This window comes from Streptomyces sp. HNM0575, from assembly GCF_012726265.1.
Lineage (GTDB): Bacteria > Actinomycetota > Actinomycetes > Streptomycetales > Streptomycetaceae > Streptomyces.
The window spans coordinates 128,466-147,500 of sequence record NZ_JAASAG010000008.1; the positions used below are offsets into that span (position 1 = coordinate 128,466).

14 protein-coding genes and 1 riboswitch are annotated in these 19,035 nt (G+C 71.7%); of the genes, 7 read left to right on the forward strand and 7 right to left on the reverse strand.

Translation table 11 applies throughout. The features are described from left to right. Window positions 1–92 precede the first annotated feature (92 nt). A complete protein-coding gene (locus HCC61_RS19910) occupies window positions 93–2,051 on the forward strand; it encodes a cellulase family glycosylhydrolase (RefSeq protein ID WP_169137213.1) in 1,959 nt (652 codons plus the stop codon). A 154-nt stretch (window positions 2,052–2,205) separates the two neighbouring features. Next, window positions 2,206–3,447 carry a D-mannonate dehydratase ManD gene (manD, locus tag HCC61_RS19915; protein ID WP_169137215.1) on the forward strand — a complete coding sequence of 414 codons (1,242 nt, stop codon included), beginning with the start codon at window positions 2,206–2,208 and terminating at the stop codon, window positions 3,445–3,447. A gap of 102 nt (window positions 3,448–3,549) precedes the next feature. Here the strand turns inward: manD and HCC61_RS19920 are convergent, their stop codons facing one another. Both HCC61_RS19920 and HCC61_RS19925 read right to left on the reverse strand, forming a co-directional pair. Further along, window positions 3,550–4,869: a sugar ABC transporter substrate-binding protein gene (locus tag HCC61_RS19920; protein ID WP_169137217.1), complete on the reverse strand. Its 1,320-nt coding sequence runs from the start codon at window positions 4,867–4,869 to the stop codon at window positions 3,550–3,552. 431 nt (window positions 4,870–5,300) lie between these two features. Further along, entirely contained in the window at window positions 5,301–5,966 is a 666-nt protein-coding gene (locus HCC61_RS19925) for a methyltransferase domain-containing protein (RefSeq protein ID WP_169137219.1), read from the reverse strand. Window positions 5,967–6,369: 403 nt separating this feature from the next. Between HCC61_RS19925 and HCC61_RS19930 the strand changes: the two genes are divergently transcribed. Both HCC61_RS19930 and HCC61_RS19935 read left to right on the forward strand, forming a co-directional pair. After that, window positions 6,370–6,999 carry a TetR family transcriptional regulator gene (locus tag HCC61_RS19930; protein ID WP_169137221.1) on the forward strand — a complete coding sequence of 210 codons (630 nt, stop codon included), beginning with the start codon at window positions 6,370–6,372 and terminating at the stop codon, window positions 6,997–6,999. 117 nt (window positions 7,000–7,116) lie between these two features. After that, on the forward strand, window positions 7,117–8,220 hold the full coding sequence (locus tag HCC61_RS19935; protein ID WP_169137223.1) for a hypothetical protein: 1,104 nt from the start codon (window positions 7,117–7,119) through the stop codon (window positions 8,218–8,220). A 90-nt stretch (window positions 8,221–8,310) separates the two neighbouring features. Here the strand turns inward: HCC61_RS19935 and HCC61_RS19940 are convergent, their stop codons facing one another. After that, window positions 8,311–9,456: a GAF domain-containing protein gene (locus HCC61_RS19940; protein ID WP_240969133.1), complete on the reverse strand. Its 1,146-nt coding sequence runs from the start codon at window positions 9,454–9,456 to the stop codon at window positions 8,311–8,313. Window positions 9,457–9,706: 250 nt separating this feature from the next. Here HCC61_RS19940 and HCC61_RS19945 point away from each other — a divergent pair, with 250 nt between their 5' ends. Further along, entirely contained in the window at window positions 9,707–11,524 is a 1,818-nt protein-coding gene (locus HCC61_RS19945) for an NAD(P)/FAD-dependent oxidoreductase (RefSeq protein ID WP_169137225.1), read from the forward strand. Window positions 11,525–11,588: 64 nt separating this feature from the next. Here HCC61_RS19945 and HCC61_RS19950 read toward each other — a convergent pair whose 3' ends face one another. The 4 genes from HCC61_RS19950 to gcvT all read right to left on the reverse strand — a co-directional run bounded on the left by HCC61_RS19950 (window position 11,589) and on the right by gcvT (window position 16,205). Beyond that, window positions 11,589–12,986, reverse strand: a complete 1,398-nt coding sequence (locus HCC61_RS19950; protein WP_169137227.1) for an L-serine ammonia-lyase — start codon at window positions 12,984–12,986, stop codon at window positions 11,589–11,591. 75 nt (window positions 12,987–13,061) lie between these two features. Further along, a complete protein-coding gene (gene glyA / locus HCC61_RS19955; RefSeq protein WP_169137229.1) occupies window positions 13,062–14,336 on the reverse strand; it encodes a serine hydroxymethyltransferase in 1,275 nt (424 codons plus the stop codon). 135 nt (window positions 14,337–14,471) lie between these two features. After that, the gene (gene gcvH / locus HCC61_RS19960) at window positions 14,472–14,852 is read right to left on the reverse strand and encodes a glycine cleavage system protein GcvH (protein WP_169137231.1); all 381 of its coding nucleotides are present in this window, start codon (window positions 14,850–14,852) and stop codon (window positions 14,472–14,474) included. A 198-nt stretch (window positions 14,853–15,050) separates the two neighbouring features. Then, window positions 15,051–16,205: a glycine cleavage system aminomethyltransferase GcvT gene (gene gcvT, locus HCC61_RS19965; protein ID WP_169137233.1), complete on the reverse strand. Its 1,155-nt coding sequence runs from the start codon at window positions 16,203–16,205 to the stop codon at window positions 15,051–15,053. 144 nt (window positions 16,206–16,349) lie between these two features. Beyond that, window positions 16,350–16,458, reverse strand: a riboswitch (glycine riboswitch). 544 nt (window positions 16,459–17,002) lie between these two features. On the opposite strand from gcvT, the gene HCC61_RS19970 reads away from it, so the two are divergent. Both HCC61_RS19970 and HCC61_RS19975 read left to right on the forward strand, forming a co-directional pair. Then, window positions 17,003–17,614 carry an AAA family ATPase gene (locus HCC61_RS19970; protein WP_346777306.1) on the forward strand — a complete coding sequence of 204 codons (612 nt, stop codon included), beginning with the start codon at window positions 17,003–17,005 and terminating at the stop codon, window positions 17,612–17,614. Window positions 17,615–17,851: 237 nt separating this feature from the next. Next, entirely contained in the window at window positions 17,852–18,622 is a 771-nt protein-coding gene (locus tag HCC61_RS19975; RefSeq protein WP_169137235.1) for an enhanced serine sensitivity protein SseB, read from the forward strand. The last annotated feature ends 413 nt before the right edge of the window (window positions 18,623–19,035 follow it).

A 19,035-nucleotide genomic window follows, 5' to 3' on the forward strand; every position in this document is an offset into this window, starting at 1 on the left:
GGACCCGCCCCCTTGCCCTTGATCGCCCCGCGGCGGAGGGTGGACCGCCGGAGCGGCGGTGCACCGGCCGCCTCGTAGAGGAAGGGCAGGCCATGCAGCGCCACTTCGCGAAACTCCGCACCCCCGACGGGACGCCGCTGCTGTGGGTCGGCGTCAACTACTGGTCGCGCACCGGCGGTCCGCTGATGTGGCGGCACTACGACGCCGCGGTGGTCGACGAGGAGCTGCGCACCATGCGCGACCACGGCGTCACCCTGACCCGGAGCTTCCTCTACTGGCCGGACTTCATGCCCGAGGAGAACACCCTCGATCCGGTGATGCTGGAGCGCTTCGACGACTTCCTGGAGCGGCACGCGGCCCTCGGCATGCACACCGTCCCCACCTACCTCGTCGGCCACATGTCCGGGCAGAACTGGGACCCGGCCTGGCGCGACGGCCGCGACGTCTTCGGTGACGCGTCGTTCGTCGCCCAGCAGGAGTGGTACGTACGGGAGACGACGGCACGCTGGAAGGACCACCCGGCCGTGGCGGGCTGGCTGCTGACGAACGAGATCCCCATCTACGCCGACTGGCCCTCGCGGGGCATCGGCACCCTCGACGCCCCCACGGTCACCGACTGGGCCAAGACCCTGACAGACGCGGTCCGTTCGACCGGCGCGGCCCAGCCGGTCTCCATCGGCGACGGCGCCTGGGGCGTGGAGACCTCCGGCGCCGACAACGGCTTCCGCATCCGCGAACTGTCCGCGCTCGTCGACTTCCACGGGCCGCACGTCTACAACATGGAGAACGACGTCGTGCGCCAGCACCTGGGCGCGGCGTTCGTCTGCGAGCTGCTCGACATCGGCGGAAAGCCCGTGATCATGGAGGAGTTCGGGCTCACCTCCGACTACGCCTCCGAGGAGAACGCCGCGCACTACTACCGGCAGGTCCTCCACAACACCCTCCTCGCGGGCGCCACCGGCTGGATCGCCTGGAACAACACCGACTACGACGCGCTGGAGGAGCAGGAGCCCTACAGCCACCACCCGTTCGAGATGCACTTCGGCATCACGGACAGCGAGGGCCGCCCCAAGGAGCAGCTGCGGGAGATCCGGCGCTTCACCGAGGTGCTGGGCCGCACCGACGCCCCGCGGCTGCGCCGACCCGACGCCCGGGTCGCGATCGTCGTCTCGTCGTTCCTGGAGAAGATGTATCCCTTCACCCAGCCCGACGACCGCACCGCCGTCTTCACCAACACCCGCCAGTCGTACGTCGCCGCACGAGAGGCCGATCTGGGCGCGGGCCTCGCCAGGGAGGCCGACGGGATCCCCGGCGACTGCGCCCTGTACCTGCTGCCGTCGGCGAAGCAGCTCACCGCGCCCGGCTGGACGCGGCTGCGGCGGCTCGCGGAGTCGGGCGCGACCGTCTACGCCTCGTACTACGCGGGCGAGCACGCGCACCAGCGCGGCGCGTGGTGGCCGAAGCTCGACGAGACCTTCGGTGTGCGCAAGCAGCTGCGCTACGGGCTCGCGGACCCCGTCGACGACGACGAGCTGCGCATGGTCTTCCGGCGGGACTTCGGCGGCATCGCCGCGGGCGAGGAGCTGGTCCTCCCCGTCGGCGGCACGGAGAACTCGCGCTCGTACCTGCCCGTCGAGCCCGACGGCGCCGACGTCCTCGCGACCGACGCGCACGGCCGCCCGGCGCTGCTGCGCCGCCGCACCGGCGCGGGCGCGTTCGTGCTGTGCACGTATCCCGTGGAGCACATGGCGGCCCGTACGCCGCGGGTCAACCCGGAGCCGACGTGGCGGCTGTACGCGGCGCTCGCGGCCGAGTCCGGGGCGGCACCGGAGGTGTCGGTCGCCGATCCGCGGGTGATGACGTCGCTGATGGAGCACGAGGACGGCCGCCGCTTCGTGTGGTTCGTGAGCCAGCACGACGAGCCGCTGACGGTGCGGCCGGTGCTCTCCGGCGGTGCCGCCGGGGCGGGGCTCACCGGCCCCGGCGGCGAGGAGCTGCGCGAATTCGAGCTGCCCCCCTTCCAGGTGGTCGTGGGGGAGATGGCACCGTGAGCACCGTGCCGTACCGCACGGTGTGGGCACGCTGACCGTTGTGCGCAGCACACGGCCCGAACGGGGATCCCGGACAAGGGCCGCGGTGAGGACTGCGGTCACGACCGCTTCGAGGTCCCCGCGAGGGCCGTGACGAGGAGAGGAACAGCGCCAGATGAGGATCGAGTCCGCCGAGACGGTCGTCACCAGCCCCGGCCGCAACTTCGTCACCCTGCGTCTGGTGACCGACGACGGCGTCACCGGCCTCGGCGACGCCACGCTCAACGGCCGTGAGCTGGCCGTCGCCTCGTATCTGCGCGACCATGTCGCGCCGCTGCTGACGGGCCGGGACGCCCGCAACATCGAGGACACCTGGCAGTACCTCTACCGCGGCGCCTACTGGCGGCGGGGCCCGGTCACCATGGCCGCGATCGCCGCCGTCGACACCGCCCTGTGGGACATCAAGGCGAAGGCGGCGGGCATGCCGCTGTACCAGCTGCTCGGCGGTGCCAGCCGCCGCGGCGCCCTCGCCTACGGGCACGCCTCCGGGCGCGACATCCCCGAGCTCCTCGACTCCGTACGGGCACATCTCGACGACGGCTACCGCGCGATCCGCGTCCAGACCGGCGTCCCCGGCCTCGACTCGGTCTACGGGGTGGCCGCCTCCAGCGCCGGCTCCGGCGAGCGCTACGACTACGAGCCGGCCCGCCGCACCGCCGGCGGACCGGCCCTGCCGGTGGAGGAGACCTGGGACACCCGGGCCTATCTGCGCCATGTGCCGCGGGTCTTCGAGGCCGTGAGGGAGGAGTTCGGTCCGGAGCTGCCGCTGCTGCACGACGGGCACCACAGGATGACGCCGATCCAGGCGGCGAAGCTGGGCAAGTCCCTTGAGCCGTATGACCTGTTCTGGCTGGAGGACGTCACGCCCGGCGAGGACCAGGCCGCCCTGCGGCTGATCCGTCAGCACACCACCACGCCGCTGGCCATCGGCGAGGTCTTCAACTCGGTGCACGACTACACGACTCTGCTGAGCGAGCGGCTCATCGACTACGTGCGCTCGGCCGTCACCCACACCGGCGGCGTCACGGCGATGAAGAAGCTGCTCGACTTCGCGGCCGTCTACGGCATCCGCTCCGGCCTGCACGGGCCGACCGACATCTCGCCCGTGGGGATGGCCGCCGCCCTCCATCTCGACCTGGCGGTGCACAACTTCGGCATCCAGGAGTACATGCGGCACTCCGCCGACACCCTGGAGGTCTTCCGTACGTCCTACACCTTCGAGGACGGGCTGCTGCATCCGTCCGCGACCCCGGGCCTCGGCGTCGAGCTCGATACGGACGCGGCGGCCCGCTTCCCGTACGAACCGGCCTATCTGCCCGTCAACCGCCTCGCCGACGGGACCGTCCACGACTGGTGAACCGGCCGCGGCCCGTCCCGCCTGGAAGCACGGCCGGTCCCGCCCGGAGGACCGCCGAGTGCGGCGCTCCGGGCGGCGGGACCGGCACGCACGGGCCGATCCTCAGCGCGTCTGGTACTTCGCCCCGACCCGCCACGCGGCGGTCTGCGACTTGCGGAGCGCGGTGGCCACGGACTGTTCCCCCTTGATGGCAGCGCTCAGCTCCCGCGAGACGCTGTCACCGAGGCCCGTGAACTCCGGTATCCCGACGAACTGGATGCCGAGCGTCGGCCGCCTCTGCACGCCCGGCCTGCGCGGATCGGCTTCCCTTATGGCCTTCTCCATGGCGTCGTCGAAGGCGCCGGCCGCCTTCTTGTACGCGGGCTGGTCGAACGTCGACTCCCGCTTCCCGGCGGGTACGTTGGCCCAGCCGATCTCACGTCCGACCAGCTTCTCGTACTCCTTGCTCGACGCCCACGACATGAACTTCCACGCCGAACGGGGCTGTTCCGTGGACTTCTGCATCCCCCACGCCCAGGTGTACAGCCATCCCGAGGAGCTGGTCTTCTCTATCGGCGCCGGCACGTAACCGATCTTGTCCTTCACAGGCGACCCCTCGGCCTCCAGGGACCCGGCGCCGGCGGTCGCGTCGTACCACATGGCGGACTTGCCGTTCTTCATGTTGCGCAGGCAGCCCGCGTAGCCGGACTTCTCCGGGTGGTCCTCCCCGTGGTCGCGTACGAGATCGACGTAGAACTGCGCGGCGTCGGCGAAGGCCGGGTCGGTGAGCCTGGCGTTCCAGTCCTTGTCGAACCAGGTGCCGCCGAAGGTGTTGACGACGGTGGTCAGCGTCGCGGTCATCTCGCCCCAGCCCGGCTGGCCGCGCAGGCAGATGCCGCTCATGTCCTTCTTCGGGCGGTCGGCGCGGTCGGCGAGTTCCGCTATCTGGCCCCAGGTCGGCTTCTTCGGCATCTCAAGGCCGAGCTTGTCGAACACGTCCTTGCGGTACATCAGGAACGAGGACTCGCCGTAGAACGGCTCCGCGTACATCTTCCCGTTCGCGCCGCTGAGGGAGAGCTGGATCGGCAGCAGGATGTCGCTCTGGTCGAACCCCCGGTCCTTGGTGATGAACGTGTCCAGCGGCCTGAGCCAGCCGCGGGCAGCGTAGTTCCGCGTCTCGAAGTTGCTGATGGTCGCCAGGTCGTAGCGGCCGGACTGGGTGGCGAAGTCCGAGTGGACCTCCTTGCGCACCTCGTTCTCCGGCAGCGCGGTGAAGTCGACCTTGATGCCCGTCTTCTTGGTGAAGTGCTCGGCGGTGAGCTTCTTCAGCTCCAGCATCTGAGGGTTGTCGACCATCAGGACCTTGATGGACTTCTTCTCCGGAGGGGTCTTGTCCTGCGAGGTGCAAGCCGTGAGCAGACTCGCCGTGACGGCCGCGGCCATCACGACTCTTACCGTCCTCCCTCTGCATCCGGATTCGAACCGGGACTTGAACACAGGGCTCTCCTAGTCGTGGTTCTTGCGCAGCCCTGCGTAGGGGTGTGGTCGGCACCCGTACGCAGTGTGACGCCGATCGTGCGGAGAGTTCTACATGCCCGTGATACCGGAGAAAAAGCCCGAATAGCCGTCAATCCTGCCTGCTTTTGCCCGAGTTGAGGCTGGGTTCGACTTCGCTCACCAGTGAAGAAGTCATTACGGAGCGGTAGGGCGTGCCCGTTTCCCGCTCTGGCGGCGCCCGTTCCGCTTCCGTCGGCCCAGACCAACCCGCTTCGCTACGCGGGTAGTTGGGACCCAAGCGTGATGGACATATGACGGGGGGCCTTTCACAGGCCCCCCGTCATGCCACCTCTGTTCCTTCACGGAAGCAGGGAAGTTCACCGCACCGATGTCGGATCCGGGACGCCCGCCGGGTACCGGCGCGACGGCACCGTGGCGATGCCGCGGGACGCGAACGCCCGCGGCCGGCGGGCGTGGTAGACCAGCGCGGGCGGCAGGTTCCGCCACACGGTGCGTCCCGGCACCACCTCTTCGAAGGTGGTGTGCAGCAGGTCGCGGAAGCGGAGAGCCGACGAGAGCCGCAGGGCGTGGATGTACCCGAACGTGGTGAACGCCCCGTCCGGCGCGAGCACATCGCTCACGGCCGAGAGGATCTCGCGCTGCACGTCGTCGGAGAAGGACGCCCAGGGAAGGCCGCTGACGACCACGTCCGCCTTGTCCAGGCCGCGCTCGGCGAGCAGCCCCGGCAGCTTGGAGGCGTCGGCGTTCAGCACCTCCACGCGACGGCAGCGGTCGCGCAGCTGGTCGGCCAGCCGCGGATTGGCCTCCACGGCGAGCTGGTGTCCGCGGCCGCTCAGCTGCTCCTCGATGATGCTGGTGACCACTCCGGTCCCGGGGCCGAGTTCGACCACCACCGGGTCGCCGAGCTCCGGCACCGGGGCGGTGACTGCTTCGGCCAATCTGGGGGAGCTGGGGGCCACCGCGCCGATTTCGGCCGGTGATCGCAGGAACTCGCGCAGCATCGTGCCGGTCTCGCTCGTCAACGCTCTTGCCTCTCGGGGACGTCAAGGGCTCGAGACCGGCCAGGAGCGCAGCGCCTCTGATGGCTGACTTGAGGGGCTGCGGCGGGGACGGCGCGACCTCGCGAGGACCACCGTACCCATGGATCCGGGGATCACGGGCACACCCGTGGGGCTAATGGCCGGTAACCCGCTGACCTGTGAATTCGCGTGCCGTGCAAGGCACTGGCGTATGTGGAGCATCTCCCCGAAACCTCCCGGCTGCCCGCCGATGCCGCAGGTGCGAGCGCAACGGGACGGAAGCGGGCGAAGCCGACCAGTCGGGGTGTGATTCCAGCCACGATCGCGAACGCGGGCCCGGCGTATCGGAAAAATTTCGCGGCAAGAAAACTTGCGCGCTCCGAAAAAAGTGGCCATGCTGTTTCCCATGACGACCCAGGACGACGCCCGCACGGGATTGCGGGAACGCAAGAAGCAGGAGACCCGCATCGCGCTGAGCTGGGCCGCCATCCGCCTCGCGGTCGAGCGCGGGTTCGCCAACGTACGGGTGGAGGACATCGCCGCCGAAGTCGGCGTCACAGCGCGTACGTTCAACAACTACTTCTCCGGCAAGGCCGAGGCCGTCGCCACCCGGCAGCTCGACCGTGCCCGGCGGATCGCGGGGGAGCTGCGCGACCGGCCGGCGTCGGAGCCGCTGTGGGAGGCGATCGAGCAGGCGGTCCTGGCGCAGTTGAGCCTGGGCCAGGGCGGCAACGGGCGGGGCGCCCCCGACGAGCACTGGGTCGCCGGGATCCGCCTGATGCTCACCGAGCCCGCCGTGCGGGGCGAGCTGGCCCGGATCGGGGTCGCCGAGGAGGCCGAGCTGGCCGCCGCGATCGCGGACCGTACGGGCACCGACCTCGACCGCGACATGTATCCGCATCTGGTGGCCGCCGCCGTCAGCGGGGCGTTTCGTTGCGCCACGCTGCACTGGGTGCACACCGATGCGCCGGGTCCGGTCGCGCCGAAGCTCCAGGACGCGATCCGTCAACTCGCGGCGGGGCTGCCCGTCCCGTAGCCCGCCCGCGAACCGCACCCTCCCCCGAACGCACCTCGCACCTCGCACCTTCGCAGACACCGGCGCCGATGCCGGCTTGGCCGGCGCCGCGAACACCCATGTCCCCAGGAGGACTTCATGCGCCGCATCCTGCCCGCGATCGGGCTGTTCTTACTGTCGCCGCTGGTGGCGGAGTACCTGCTCGGCGACCTTCCCGTCACCGCGCTGTTCGCGCTCGTCGTGCTCGCCCCGATGTACGGCGGCGCAGCGCTGCTGATCCGCGAGGTCTGCCGCCGCTTCGGGTGGGGCTGGCCGAGCATGCTCATCCTGGCGCTGGCGTACAGCATCCTGGAGGAGACGATCGTCACCCAGTCGCTGTTCGACCCCGACTGGGGCGGCAGGCATCTCCATCTGCTCGACCGGGGCTACGTACCGGCGCTCGGCATCGCATTGCCGTACACGCTGTTCGTCCTCTCCCTGCACGTCGTGTGGAGCATCTCGGTGCCGATCGTGCTGGTGGAGTCGATCGTCCACGAGCGCCGCGGCACTCCGTGGCTCGGGCGGATCGGCCTCGCGGTCGTCGCGGTCGTCTGCGCGGCCGGAGTGTCCGTGAACTTCTTCCAGTCGCGCCCACAGGGCGGGTTCACCGCCTCGACCGCCCAACTGACGGTGAGCGCACTGGTGTTGGTCGCGCTGACCGGGCTGGCGGTCTTCCTGGGGCGTCGGGCCGGCCGGAGGCGGGCGGACGGCGAGCCGTCGCGGTCGGTCGCCGGTCGGTCGGCCGCGGGGTCGTCGGCCGCCGGGCGGGTGCCGGCTCCGCTGCTGCTGGGCACGGAGTCGCTGATCCTCACCTCCGCTTTCGTCATCGCGTGGTACGGGGGCCGGCCCTCGATCCAGCCGTGGGTGTTCGCCGGTGCCGTACTCGTCGCCTGGCTCGCCGCCGTACTGCTGGTCGCCCGCTGGTCGGCCCGTACGGGCTGGACGCGGGGACACCAACTCGCCCTCGCCGGCGGCGCACTGCTGACCTACGCCTGGCACGGGTTCCAGACCAGGCCGTTCGTGCCCGCGACGCACGCGGTCCAGCTGCTGAGCCACATCGTGCTGGCGCTCGGTGCGTTGCTCGTGCTCGCGGTGGCGGCCGTACGGCTGCGTGCCGGCGAATCGCACCCGCCTCGGCCCACTGAATCCAGGGAATCCACGGAATCCGCGCCGACGTCGGCGACCGCGCACCCGGCCCGCTGACCCGCCTCACCGATCCGTCGCCTCACCGATCCGTCGGCCCCTGGCCTCGCAGGACCCCGGCGGCCCTGCCGCCGCCCGCGCGCGGGATGCTCAGCAACCACGCGAGCGGGCAAGGTGATCCGCCACCGTCCGGGACGGGTGGACGGAGAGCTGCACGCCGTCGGCGAGCCGGTAGGGCCGGGTGGCCACGACGGCGCCGAGCAGGCGGCGGAGCCGGCTGACCTCCGCCCGCACGGTGACGAGGTGGTCGGGGTCGCCGAACAGGGCCCGGCTCAGCGCGGCCGCGGTCAGTCCGTCCGGTCCGGCCGCGTGCAGCAGAAGCAGGATCTCGGCGTGGCGCCGGGTGATGCTCCGGCGCCAGCCGGCGTCGCCTGAACTCGCCCGCAGCACCGGCGTCCTGGACAGATCGAGGCCGAGCAGCACGGTACGGGCGCGGCCCAGCGGGCGTACGAGCCAGCCGTGTGCCAGCTTCTCCGGCAGCCAAGTGCCCAGGCCGGGCACGGCGATCGCCTGCCCGGCCCGCGGCGCGGCGATCCGGTCGCCCACGGCAACGCCCGTGCGGTGCGCGACCCAGCCGTCGTCGTCCACCACCATGGACGGTTCCGTGCTCCCGGCCAGCAGCGGTTCGGCGAGCTGCCTCAGCGCGTCCAGCCGTTTCTGGTGCGACAGCCACAACTCCGCCTGGGCCAGCCGCGTCGCCGTCTCGACCAGCACACCGACCGCGGGGTGCAGGGCCAGCGCGGGACCGCTGACGTCGATGACTCCGAGCACGTCACCGGTGCGCGGGTCGTGGATCGGTGAGGCGCTGCAATACCAGGCGTGCTGGCCCTGTTCGAAGTGCTCGCCGGCGAGGAGTTCGACGGGTGCGGCCTCGGCGAGCGCGGTTCCGATCGCGTTCGTGCCGACCTTGGCCTCGGTCCAGTCCGCGCCCTCGGTGAACTCGAGCTCGTCGGCCCGGCGGCGGACGGCGGAAGTGCCCGCCCGCCACAGGACGGCGCCGTCGGCGTCGGTCACGACGAGCATCATGGTCGCCGCGTCCGAGGAGGCGTTGAACATCTTGGCGATGCGGTCGACGACGTCGCGCAGCGGCGAGTCGTGACGCCGGCGTGCGACCTCGTCCTCCGAGAAGAAGTCGCGCTTGTTCACGCGGTCCGCGGTCAGGCCGAGTTGCAGCATCCGCGACCAGGAGTGGGAGACGACGTCGCGCGGACGCACCGGCGGGGGCGTGCCGGACATGACCGCCTCATGCATCCGGACCAGGTCCCTGGCATGGGTCGGGAGGTTCCGGCCCTGTGGGACGGCACCGCGCACGCGCACCACCACCTCCGGGCTACCGCACCATCGCGTCAGCCGCTTCAGGATAGGAGCGGGCCGGGCCAATAACCACGGCCGTGCGCGCGTGCAATTCGATGCAACCCTTGTCGACGGATCCCCGGTCGGCGTGTGATCGGCACTACGGCATGAGCGCCGATCGGAGGGAGTCGCGATGACACAGACGATGGACGCGGCGCAGCAGGAGCGTTCCCCTCAGACGCGTGCGGACGACTGGCTCGCCCGGTTCGAGTCCGCACTCGTGGCCCGCGATGTGGAGGCCGCAGCCTCGCTGTTCGCCGTCGACAGCTACTGGCGGGACCTGGTGGCCTTCACCTGGAACATCAAGACCGTGGAGGGGCGGGCCGGAGTCGCGGACCTGCTCACGGCATGCCTCGGCAACACCGATCCGTCCGGTTTCCGTACCACCGAGACGCCGGCGGAGGCGGACGGCGTCGTCGAGGCGTGGATCGAGTTCGAGACCGCGGCCGGTCGGGCGACGGGCCATCTGCGGCTCAAGGACGAGGGCGCGTGGACGCTGCTGACCAGCCTTCGCGAGCTGAAGGACTTCCCCGAGCCACGCGGCGACCTGCGGCCCACGGGCACGCGGCACGGAGCGGTCGAGAACCGCCTGTCCTGGTCCGAGGAGCGTGAACTGGAGCAGGAGGAACTGGGTTACGGCCGGCAGCCGTTCACGGTCGTCATCGGCGGTGGCCAGGGCGGGATCGCACTCGGCGCCCGGTTGCGTCAGCTGGGCGTGCCGGCCCTGGTCGTGGAGCGCAACGACCGGCCGGGCGACTCCTGGCGGAAGCGCTACAAGAGCCTGTGCCTGCACGACCCCGTCTGGTACGACCACCTTCCCTACCTGCCCTTCCCGGACAACTGGCCGGTGTTCGCGCCGAAGGACAAGATCGCGGACTGGCTCGAGATGTACACCCGGGTCATGGACGTGCCGTACTGGACGCGTTCGGAGGTCACTTCGGCCGCGTACGACGAGACGACCGGGACCTGGACGGTCGTGGTCGACAGGGACGGCGAGGAAGTCGTGCTCACGCCCCGCCACCTCGTGTTCGCCACCGGCATGTCCGGCAAGCCCAACGTGCCCTCGTTTCCCGGCGCGGACGAGTTCGAGGGGGACCAGCACCACTCGTCGCAGCACCCGGGCCCGGACCGGTACGCCGGTAAGAAGGCGGTCGTGATCGGCTCCAACAACTCCGCGCACGACATCTGCGCGGCGCTGTGGGAACACGGTGCCGACGTGACGATGGTCCAGCGTTCCTCGACGCACATCGTGAAGTCGGACTCGCTGATGGACCTGGGCCTCGGGGATCTCTATTCCGAACGCGCCGTACGCGCGGGCATGACCACCGACAAGGCCGACATGGTCTTCGCGTCGCTGCCCTACCGGATCATGCACGAGTTCCAGACACCGATCTACGACAGGATCCGCGAGCGCGACGCCGACTTCTACGAGCGCCTCGCCGAGGCCGGCTTCGAGCACGACTGGGGCGACGACGGGTCGGGCCTGTTCATGAAGTACCTGCGCCGCGGCTCGGGTTACTACATCGACGTTGGCGCGGCCGAGCTCGTGGCCGACGGCAGCATCAAGCTCGCCCACGGACAGGTCGACCGCCTGACCCGGACCGGTGTCGTGCTCGCCGACGGCACCGAACTGGACGCCGACCTCGTCGTGTACGCCACCGGGTACGGCTCCATGAACGGCTGGGTCGCCGACCTGTGCGGCCAGGAGATGGCGGACCGGGTCGGCAAGTGCTGGGGACTCGGCTCCGACACCACCAAGGACCCCGGCCCTTGGGAAGGCGAGCAGCGCAACATGTGGAAGCCCACCCAGCAGCCGGGCCTGTGGTTCCACGGCGGCAACCTGCACCAGTCCCGGCACTATTCGCTGTATCTCGCCCTACAGCTCAAGGCGCGCTACGAAGGCGTCCCCACCCCGGTCCACGGCCTCCAGGAGGTCCATCACCTCGCCTGAGCCGGACGGCCGGGCCCGGGCCGGACCGGCGCGGGCCCGGCCGACCTGGCAGGAGGCGGCCGGCTCAGCACTCGATGACGTTGACCGCGAGGCCGCCGCGGGCCGTCTCCTTGTACTTGACCTTCATGTCGGCCCCGGTGTCCTTCATCGTCTTGATCGCCTTGTCCAGGGACACGTGATGCCGGCCGTCGCCGCGCAGCGCCATGCGGGCGGCGGTCACGGCCTTCACGGCCGCCATGCCGTTGCGCTCGATGCACGGGATCTGCACCAGCCCGCCGATCGGATCGCAGGTCAGTCCGAGGTTGTGCTCGATGCCGATCTCCGCGGCGTTCTCCACCTTCTCCGGGCCGCCGCCCAGCACCTCGGCGAGGCCGCCCGCCGCCATCGAGCAGGCCGAGCCGACCTCGCCCTGGCAGCCCACCTCGGCGCCGGAGATCGAGGCGTTCTCCTTGAAGAGCAGTCCGACGGCCCCGGCGGCCAGCAGGAAACGCACGATGCCGTCCTCGTCGGCACCGGGCACGAACTCGGTGTAGTAGTGCAGCACCGCCGGGATGATGCCCGCCGCTCCGTTGGTCGGCGCGGTGACGACGCGCCCGCCCGCCGCGTTCTCCTCGTTCACCGCCATCGCGTAGAGCGTCAGCCACTCCGTGGCGTGAGCCGCGCGGTCGCCCTCGGACCTCAGCTGGCGTGCGGCGGTAGCCGCCCTGCGGCGCACCTTCAGGCCGCCCGGCAGGATGCCCTCACGGCTCAGCCCGCGCGCGACGCACGCCCGCATGACCTCCCAGATCTCCAGCAGCCCGGCGCGGATCTCCTCCTCGGAGCGCCACGCCTTCTCGTTCCGGAGCATCAGCTCGGAGACGGACAGCCCGGTCTCCCGGGTGAGCCGCAGCAGTTCGTCACCGGTGCGGAAGGAGTGCCGCAGCACGGTGTCGTCGGGCTTGATGCGGGCGCCGGCCTCGTCCCCCTCGCCGAGCACGGTCTCGTCGACGACGAAGCCGCCGCCCACCGAGTAGTACGTCTTCTCCAGCAGCGCGGCGCCGGAGGCGTCGCGGGCGAGGAGCGTCATGCCGTTCGCGTGGTACGGCAGCGAGCGGCGCCGGTGCAGGATCAGCTGGGACGCCTCGTCGAAGCCGATCTCATGGGCGTCCCCTATGTCCGCGGCCAGCAGCCGCAGCCGCTTCGAGGAACGGATCCGCTCCACCCTGTCGTCGGCGCCCTCGACGTCGACGGTGCGCGGCGACTCGCCCTCCAGCCCCAGCATCACGGCCTTCGCGGTGCCGTGCCCGTGGCCGGTCGCGCCGAGCGAGCCGTACAGCTCGGCACGTACGGACGCGGTGTGGGCCAGCACGCCCTCGTTCTTCAGGCGGCGGGCGAACATGCGGGCTGCGCGCATCGGGCCGACCGTGTGGGAGCTGGACGGGCCGATGCCGATGGAGAAGAGGTCGAAGACGGAGACCGCCATGGCAGGCGCCTCCTTTCCGTGCGGGGCCGTGCCGCCGCGGCGCGGAGCGTCCGCGCCGCGGCGGCAGGGGGCGTGCTACTCGCCCAGGCCGGGGTAGAGGGGGTGCTTCTCGGTGAGCGCGGTGACGCGGGCGCTCAGCGACTTCGCCTTGTCCTCGTCGAAACCGGGGAGCAGCGCCTCGGCGATGACGTCGGCGACCTCGCGGAAATCCTCCTCCTGGAAGCCGCGGGTGGCCAGCGCAGGAGTGCCGATGCGCAGCCCGGAGGTGACCATGGGCGGGCGCGGGTCGTTCGGGACGGCATTCCGGTTGACCGTGATGCCGATCTCGTGGAGGCGGTCCTCGGCCTGCTGGCCGTCCAGGTCGCTGTCGCGCAGGTCGACGAGGATCAGATGGACGTCCGTGCCGCCGGAGAGCACGGAGACGCCCGCGTCCACCGTGTCCTGCTTCAGCAGCCGCTCGGCCAGCAGCCGGGCGCCGTCCACGGTGCGCTGCTGGCGCTCCTTGAACTCCTCCGACGCCGCGATCTTGAACGAGACCGCCTTCGCCGCGATGACGTGCTCCAGCGGGCCGCCCTGCTGGCCGGGGAAGACCGCGGAGTTGATCTTCTTGGCGTGCTCCTTCCTGGAGAGGATCACGCCGCCGCGCGGCCCGCCGAGGGTCTTGTGCGTCGTGGTGGTGACCACGTCGGCGTACGGCACGGGGGACGGGTGCAGTCCGGCCGCGACCAGGCCCGCGAAGTGCGCCATGTCGACCATGAGCAGGGCGCCGACCTCGTCCGCGATGCGGCGGAAGGCGGCGAAGTCGAGCTGCCGGGGGTACGCGGACCAGCCGGCGATGATCATCTGCGGACGGTGCTCGCGTGCGAGCCGCTCGACCTCGTCCATGTCGACCCGGCTGGTCTCCTCGTCCACGCGGTAGGCGACGACGTTGTAGAGCTTGCCGGAGAAGTTGATCTTCATGCCGTGCGTGAGGTGACCGCCGTGGGCCAGGTCCAGGCCCATGATCGTGTCGCCGGGCTTGAGCAGGGCGAACATGGCCGCGGCGTTGGCGGAGGCGCCGGAGTGCGGCTGCACGTTCGCGGCGTCCGCGCCGAAGAGGGCCTTGATGCGCTCGCGGGCGATGTCCTCGATGACGTCTACGTGTTCGCAGCCGCCGTAGTAGCGGCGCCCCGGGTAGCCCTCGGCGTACTTGTTGGTGAGGACGGAGCCCTGGGCCTCCAGGGACGCCACGGGGGCGAAGTTCTCCGACGCGATCATTTCGAGGGTGGACTGCTGGCGGTGGAGTTCGGCGTCGACGGCGGCGGCGACGTCCGGGTCGACCTCGTGGAGAGAGCTGTTCAGAAGCGACATGGAACCATCCCTGGTGGCAGGCCGGTCGGGCACATTGGCGGACATACGGGCGGGCGTGCGTCCGAGCGCGTAAGCGAGCGGTCGCGGGTCGTCGGGCGTACGGCGTGCGGCGTGCGGATCCTGAGCGGCCGGGCGTCAGCTCCCCGCGGTGAACGAGGCGTACTCGTCGGCGGACAGCAGGCCGTCCGGCTCGTCCGAGACGCGCACCTTGAACAGCCAGCCGCCCTCGAACGGGGCGGAGTTGACCAGCGCCGGATCGTCCACGACGTCCTGGTTGATCTCCGTGATCTCGCCGGAGACCGGCGCGTACAGATCGCTGACCGACTTGGTCGACTCCAGTTCGCCGCAGGGCTCGCCCGCGGTGACCGTGTCCCCGGTCTCGGGGAGCTGTACGAAGACGACGTCGCCGAGGGCGTCGGCGGCGTGGGCCGTGATCCCGACCGTCGAGACGCCGTCCTCGGCGTCCGACAGCCACTCGTGCTCCTTGCTGTAGCGCAGCTGCTGGGGGTTGCTCATGGTGAGGATTCTCCTGGATGAGAGGGGGACGGAGGGAACCGGTCTTGGTCAGTGGGACGGATGACACGTCGGGGGACGCGGACCCCGGGGCGGCAGGCGCCTCGCACGGGCCGCCTCACCGGCCGCGTCACGGGCACGTCACCGGGCCCGCACCGGCGGCGGCGCGCGGGCGGTCCGGCTGCCGCCCGTACGGCGAACTCAGCGCTGCCGCTTGTAGAAGGGAAGGGCCACGACCTCGTACGGCTCGTGCTTCCCGCGGATGTTCACGGCGACGCCCTCGGTGCCGGGCCCCGCGAACTCGGGCTCCACGTACGCGATGGCGACCGGCCTGCCGAGCGTCGGCGACGGCGCGCCCGACGTCACCTCGCCGATCACCGAACCGTCCGCCGCCGAGACCACCGCGTATCCCGCGCGCGGCACGCGGCGGCCCTCCGCGATCAGGCCGACCAGCTTGCGCGGCGGCGCCGTCTCCGCCCGTGCCGCAGCCGCCTCCAGCGGCTCACGCCCGACGAACGCGCCGTCGTTGGCGGTCTTCCCGAACTTCACGATGCGGCCCATGCCGGCGTCGAACGGCGTTGTACGCGTGGTCAGTTCGTGCCCGTACAGCGGCATGCCCGCCTCGAGGCGCAGGGTGTCGCGGCAGCTCAGCCCGCACGGCACGAGACCCGCGGGCGTGCCCGCCTCGGTGAGCGCCTCCCATACGGCGACCGCGTCGGCAGGGGAGACGAACAGCTCGAAGCCGTCCTCGCCGGTGTATCCCGTACGGGCGATGAGGGCGTCGCGCCCGGCGACGGTGCCCGGCAGCCCGGCGTAGTACTTCAGCCCGTCCAGGTCGGCGTCCGTGAGGCCCTTCAGGATGCCGCCGGCCTCGGGGCCCTGCACGGCGATCAGCGCGTAGGCGTCCCGGTCGTCGCGCACCTCGGCGGCGCCGAAGCCGGCGCCGCGCTCGCGGAGGGCGTCGAGCACGGTCTGCGCGTTCGCGGCGTTGGCGACGACCATGTACGTCTCCTCGCCGGTGCGGTAGACGATCAGGTCGTCGAGGATGCCGCCCGAGGCGTCGCAGATCATGGTGTAGCGGGCGCGCCCCGCGGACAGCCGCGAGAGCTCGCCCACGAGCGCGTAGTCCAGCAGCTCGCCCGCCTGTGGCCCGGTGACCGTGATCTCGCCCATGTGGGAGAGGTCGAAGAGGCCCGCACGCGTCCGTACGGCGATGTGCTCGTCCCGCTCGCTGGCGTAGCGCAGCGGCATGTCCCAGCCGGCGAAGTCCGTCATCGTCGCGCCGAGCGCGCGGTGTACGGCGTCCAGCGCGGTGGTGCGCGGGCCGTCGGCGGCGCCGCTGTGGATGTCGCTCATGTCAGGCTCCCGTGACTCGGTGACGCGGATGTCCTCCCCATCTGTCATCGGAACCTGAGAGGTTCGCCACGAGCCCCCTCGCAGAGGCTGCGGCTTGCACCGTGGGTGGAGCCGCCCCGTGGCGGCCCGCTTTTCAGATCTGCCTCGTCCTGCGCGGTATCGGTGCCTGAGAGATTCAAGGGAGGACTTGCTCCTTCGGCGCCCCGGCATGCCGCGCGCTGCGCGCGCCCGGGGACTCTCCCGCGTGGATTCAAACGGCCGGTATCCAGTTGACTGGCCCGCTCATCATGGCATGGCGGGACAGGGGCGTCGACGGTGCGTTTCCCGCCCGTGCGACGGCCGTACGACGTCCCCTGCGACCGCCCGTACGACTGCCCGTACGACTGCCCGTACGACTGCACTCAACCCGGGAGAGCCCTCCGGGGAGCGATGCCGCCTTGCTGCGCATTACCTTTCCTTGACACTCTCGGGGGCGAGCCGCCGGGACGGCGGCAGGATCCGGGGAGGGCGATCAGGTGGGCAGCCTGCGCAGTGCGTACGCGACCGTGACGGGCTGGGGGGCTCCGGTCTCCGGCCAGCGCAGAGACGCGGCCGGCGCCACTGCGGACGCGGGCGCGGACACGGCTGCGGACGCCACTGCGGACACGGACACGCTGACGGACGGCGTCACGGGGGCCGTCACTGAGGCCGCGGCACCGTCCGCCGCGCCCGGCCGGAAGACCGGGCACGTCGCCGTACCGCCCGCCGCGTCGACGCCCGCCGCGTCAACGTCCGCTCATGTGCCCGCGATTGGCGCCGTGCCCGCCGCCGTGCCCGCGCCGGACGGCGGCTCCGCGCCGTGGCAGGACCTGCGCGGCACCTCCGCCCGGCGCACCCTGCGCTTCCCCACCGGTGACCGGGTCGTCGTCTCCGGCCTCCCGGGCAGCGGCAAGTCGACGCTGATCCGCCGCGTGCTCGCGCTGGAGGACGCGGTGCGCCGCATCGACTCGCAGGACGTGCGGGAGGGGTGGGCCGCCGCGCTGCCCCGCCGCCTCCCGTACGCCGTCTACCGGCCCCTCGTGCGCATCGCGCACTACGCGGGGCTGCGGCGCGCCCTCGCCTCCGGTGCGAGCGTCGTCGTACACGACTGCGGCAGCCAGGCGTGGGTGCGCAACTGGCTCGCCCGCGACGCGCGCGTACGCGGACGCGGCCTCCATCTGGTCCTGCTCGACGTGCCGCCCGCGACGGCGCTGCGCAGCCAGGCCGAGCGCGGGCGCACGGTCTCCGGCTACGCCTTCGCGCGTCACCGCCGAGCCGTGCGCCGGCTCATCGCCGACGCCGAGGCCGGGCGGCTGCCTCCCGGGATCGAGTCGGTGGTGCTCCTCGACCGCGGCGCCGCCGGGGCGCTCGCCGGGATGGCCTTCGAGTAGCGGTCCCGGGCCCGGCATTCCCGGATGCGATGCGACCTCGCGGGTCGCGGGTCGCGGGTCGCGGGTGGTGGGGCGCGCGGCCGTGGGTCGCGGGAGCCGGTCGTCGCCCGGCCGCGGGCCCGTCCGTTCCCCTTCGTCCCCGTCCGTTCCGATCGTTCCGGACGTGCCGGCGTGAGGCCCCGCCGCAGCGGCAGGACCGCCCGCGACCCCCTGTGACCACCGCACTAGGGTTGGCCCATGACCATTCCTCAGCAGTACGGACCGGGCCACGGCGGAGGCTGGCCCGGCAACGAGCTGGAGGAGGCCCTCGCCGCCTCCCTCGAAGTGCCCGGCGCGGGCGCCCGGCTGCTGGAGGTGCTGGGGCGCAGCAGTCTCTGGGTCCCGCTGCCCGAGGGCGGTGGCCCGCAGAGCCCCGACCTCGACCTGCCGACCGTCGAGTTGAACGGCGGTGTGTACGTGCCGGTCTTCAGCTCCGAGCAGCAGTTCCTGCACGTCGTCGGCGCCCATATGTCGTTCACGGTCGCGCCCGCGCGGGAGTTCGCCCGCGGACTGCCGCCGCAGGTCGGCATCGCCGTCAACCCGGAGGGCACCGTGGGCATGCCGCTTCCGCCCGAGGCGGTCGCCGAGCTGTGCGCCAACACCCCCGGCGAGCAGGCGGCTTGGGGAGTGGCGCGGGGCGCGCGGGTGCGGCTCTTCGAGCCGAACTGGCAGGAGGAGCCGGTCGACTTCCTCGCCGCGGCGGCCGGTGAGTTCTCCGCGCTGCCGTGGCTGCGTACGGCACGCCGCGCGCTCGCCAGCTCCGAGGGCGACGCTCCCGCGCTCTTCGTCGGCATCGAGCTGGACCGGCTCGACCCGGAGATCCGGCAGGCGGTCCACGACGCGCTCGCCCGCGCCCTGGGTCTCGTACCCGTGGAGTGGCTGGTGCAGCTGGTGATGATGGACGCCGCTCAGGATCCGGTCGTCGACTGGATGCGCCACTGCGTGCGGCCCTTCTATACGCGGGACTGACGGGCTCCATACGCGGGACTGACGGCTCTGTACGCGGGACTCGCTGACGGCGCCGGGGGCCGCCGGGCGCCCGCGACGGGCCGCACCCGGAAGCGCCGGACGGCACCCGCGGCCGGCCGCCGTCCGCGACCGGGGCCGGGCGCCGCCCCGCGCCGCTCCGCCCCAGGACGTAGCGCTTCAGCAGGACGCACCGTGTCGGTGCCTGCTCGTAAGCTGGTTGGATGACGGGGACGACGGGGAGGGCCGCGTTCGCCGGCCCTGTAAGGATCATGGTGGGATACCGCTCCCTCACCGGCCTCGCGGCCGGGGGGTACGCTCCCTGGCTGCTCCTCCTGGCTTCGCCGGGTGGCGCCCCCACGGGGGGCCGGCACCCGGGGCGGAGGCCCTGGGGGAGGCCGGCGAGGTGCGGGAGC